3 protein-coding genes and 1 pseudogene are annotated in these 2796 nt (G+C 64.3%); all 4 read right to left on the bottom strand.

Annotation, left to right across the window (positions count from 1 at the left end; all coding sequences use genetic code 11):
• Window positions 1–149 precede the first annotated feature (149 nt).
• A complete protein-coding gene (gene nirK, locus B4A72_RS03220) occupies window positions 150–1322 on the bottom strand; it encodes a copper-containing nitrite reductase (protein ID WP_292952776.1) in 1173 nt (390 codons plus the stop codon).
• A 130-nt stretch (window positions 1323–1452) separates the two neighbouring features.
• Window positions 1453–1797: a hypothetical protein gene (locus tag B4A72_RS03215; RefSeq protein WP_292952779.1), complete on the bottom strand. Its 345-nt coding sequence runs from the start codon at window positions 1795–1797 to the stop codon at window positions 1453–1455.
• A 65-nt stretch (window positions 1798–1862) separates the two neighbouring features.
• Window positions 1863–2504, bottom strand: a complete 642-nt coding sequence (locus tag B4A72_RS03210; protein ID WP_292978081.1) for an RNA polymerase sigma factor — start codon at window positions 2502–2504, stop codon at window positions 1863–1865.
• A 35-nt stretch (window positions 2505–2539) separates the two neighbouring features.
• Window positions 2540–2796, bottom strand: a pseudogene (locus B4A72_RS03205) (hypothetical protein); the annotation flags it as partial.

The following is a 2796-nucleotide window of genomic DNA, read 5'->3' as shown; positions in this document are numbered from 1 at the left end:
GCGGCGAAAGGCGCGCCGATGGCCGGAACCTGCGCCCCACCCTTTTCCGCCGCGCGCGCGGAGCCAAACGCGCACGGCAATGCTGTCCATGCTCAAGTCGTCGGGCAGTTCCGGCCATGCCATTTCAATCGGCTGATCGGGTCTTGACGCTAGCCTTCATCCAGCGACGCGAACAGATCCGGGTTTTCCTCGCCCTCGACCATCAGATATCCCGCCAGACCCTTTTCCGCCCGCGACAACGCATGATCGACCAACACGAACCGTCCGGGAACATCGCATGTGAACTCGACCATCGCCGAGCCGCCGGCCGGCACCGTGACGGTCTGGACATCCTTCAGCGGCGGTGTCTCCAGCGATCCGTGCACATAGACCCGATCGAAGATTTCGCCGATGACGTGGAAGGACGACGTATAATTGGGCCCGCCGACACCGAAGAAGATGCGCACCGTCTCGCCGACCTTGGCCTTGAGAGGATAGTGATCGGTCAGCGCGCCGGTATGGCCGTTGAAGACGAAATATTCGGGACGCTCGTCGACGAGCTTGTCGTAGCTTTCGGTCAGCAGGCCCGGGGTGCCGATGCGTTCCTCGGTATAAAGTTCGCCCTGCATGACATAATATTCCCGATCGACCGGCGGCAGCCCGCCTTCCGGCTCGACCAGGATCAGGCCATACATGCCGTTCGAGATGTGCTGAGCCACGGGCGCGACCGCGCAGTGATAGACGTAGAGCCCGGCATTGAGCGCCTTGAACCTGAAGCTGTAGCTTTCGCCCGGCCCCGGCGAGCCGAGCGCCGCGCCGCCGCCCGGTCCGGTTACGGCGTGCAGGTCGATATTGTGGGCAAACCAGCTATCCTCGTTGTTCTTGAGATAGACCTCGACGGTATCGCCGACCCGGACGCGCGCGAAGGGACCGGGCACCTTGCCGTTGAAGGTCCAGAACCGGTAGCTGGTATTGCCGTCAAGATGCGCCTCGATCTCGATGGTCTCGTATTCCAGACGGATCGTCGCGGGCTCGGTGCGGGTGATCGGCGGCGGGACATTGGCCGGGTTCTCGCTGATATCGGCCATGCTGGGATGGGTCGGGTTCGCGGTATAGAGCCGGTTGCCCAGCATCCCCGGAGCCAGCCCATGCCCGGCCGTCTGGGCCTGTCCGGACCGGACGGACTGCGCGGCGGCGGGCGAATATGCCAGAACGCTTCCCGCAGCCAGGCCGGCCGAGCCGACCAGAAGGCTTCGACGACCGACGCGCAGAGCCTCGTCCCCCGCCGATGCGGCATGGGCTTTCGGGCCCGCGGCCCCTGCCTTGTCGCTGGATATTGTCATGGCGATTTCTCCTTTCCGTGTTGAAATCGGGATGGCCCCGAAGGGCCGCATTGATCAGAAACGGTCCGCCTGGCCGGCCACGAAGACGCGGCCTGCAGGTCTTGATCCATCACAGCCGACCGGCGGCGGATCATCCGTCCGGGGGCGCGGCCTGAAGGCCGTCGCGGTCGCGAGGGGTCCGGATCGGCGGCGCGGACATGCTGTGGACAAGGGCATCCGCGATGTTTCGGCGCACCAGATCCAGGATCGCCGCCGCATCGCGGGGATCAAGGCCCAGGGCCTGAGCCGCCTTCCGGGTCGGCTGGCCTGCAAGATCGACCCGGCGAAACAGCTCGCATGCCATCGTCCCGATCCGGAACCCGACCTCTTCCCCGCAATCGCAGAAGACGTTTGTCAGCAGTTCCGCGACCACCGCGCGGTCGGCCGGTGTCTTTCCGATGGCCTGATTCGATCCGCACAAGCGCGACGGCGTCATTCCTTCCTCCCGCATCAGCATCGAAATGATGACGCCGCGAAAGGCGCTTGGTTACAGGCCGGCCGTCACAGGGCCAGCAATTCATCTTCGCAATCCGTGTCTTCCACGGGATGCGCGCAGCCCGAAGGCGGGCAGGAACAATCGTCGAAGCCGTGGCGACAGCAGGGTCCGCAATGCGCCAGCAACGCCTCGCCTAGCGCGACACGGGCGCGGTGCAGCCGGACGTTCAGGGTTCCGGGCCGCAGCCCCAGATCCGCGGCAACCTCGGCCCGCTGGGTCTCGTCGATGTCGATGCGCCGGATCAGATCGGCGTCGGCCGGGCGCAGTTCGCCCAGCAGCCCCTTGATGCATTGGCAGAGGACATCCATCCCCTCGACGCCATCCTCGACCACCACGGCCGATTTGGCCTCCAGCGCCATCGCGCTGTCGAGGCGCCTTGCCCGGCCCGCCTTCCGGAAGTGATCATTGAGGGTCGAGCGCAGCACCGCATAGAGCCAGGCGTCCATCCGCTCGGCCTCGCGCAATTGATCCCGACGCGCAAGAACCCGGATGCAGAATTCCTGCAGGACATCCTCGGCATCCGGGCGATTGCCCAATCGCTTCATCAGGAAGCCCAGAAACGCCTTTCGGCTGGTGATCAGCGTCCGCTCCAGCCGCGCGTGGTCACGGCTGGCATGGTCGCGAACGAGGTTTCCGGATTGGTCCATGATCGCTCTCCTTTCTCGCGCGGCTGGAAAACCGGCTATGCGAACAGGACAGGACATTCGCGCGCGCATTTGTTTCGCGCTATGATGTAGATCAAATGCAGGGTGCCAAGACCGGCCAAAAGGCAGAAAAACGAGATATAGGCATAGCGCAGGAACAGGATGTCCACCACGACCACCGCGACGATGGTCAGCGCGAACCAGCGCATGTGCAGATAGGTCGAGATCGCCGGCGGCACGATGATCAGGAAAAGGTAGATCGCATAGGTCATCCAGCGCGGCATCAGGTAGTCAA

Source organism: Paracoccus sp. UBA5162 (assembly GCF_002413585.1).
In the GTDB taxonomy this organism is placed as follows: domain Bacteria; phylum Pseudomonadota; class Alphaproteobacteria; order Rhodobacterales; family Rhodobacteraceae; genus Paracoccus.
Note: the sequence above shows the minus strand (reverse complement) of the source record. Positions and strands in the feature narration are given on the sequence as shown.

Excerpts from the sequence above, each read along its gene's own strand:
- B4A72_RS03215 (WP_292952779.1), bottom strand. The coding sequence starts at position 1,797 with ATGACGCCGTCGCGCTTGTGCGGATCGAATCAGGCCATCGGAAAGACA.
- B4A72_RS03210 (WP_292978081.1), bottom strand. The coding sequence starts at position 2,504 with ATGGACCAATCCGGAAACCTCGTTCGCGACCATGCCAGCCGTGACCAC.
- nirK (WP_292952776.1), bottom strand. The coding sequence starts at position 1,322 with ATGACAATATCCAGCGACAAGGCAGGGGCCGCGGGCCCGAAAGCCCAT.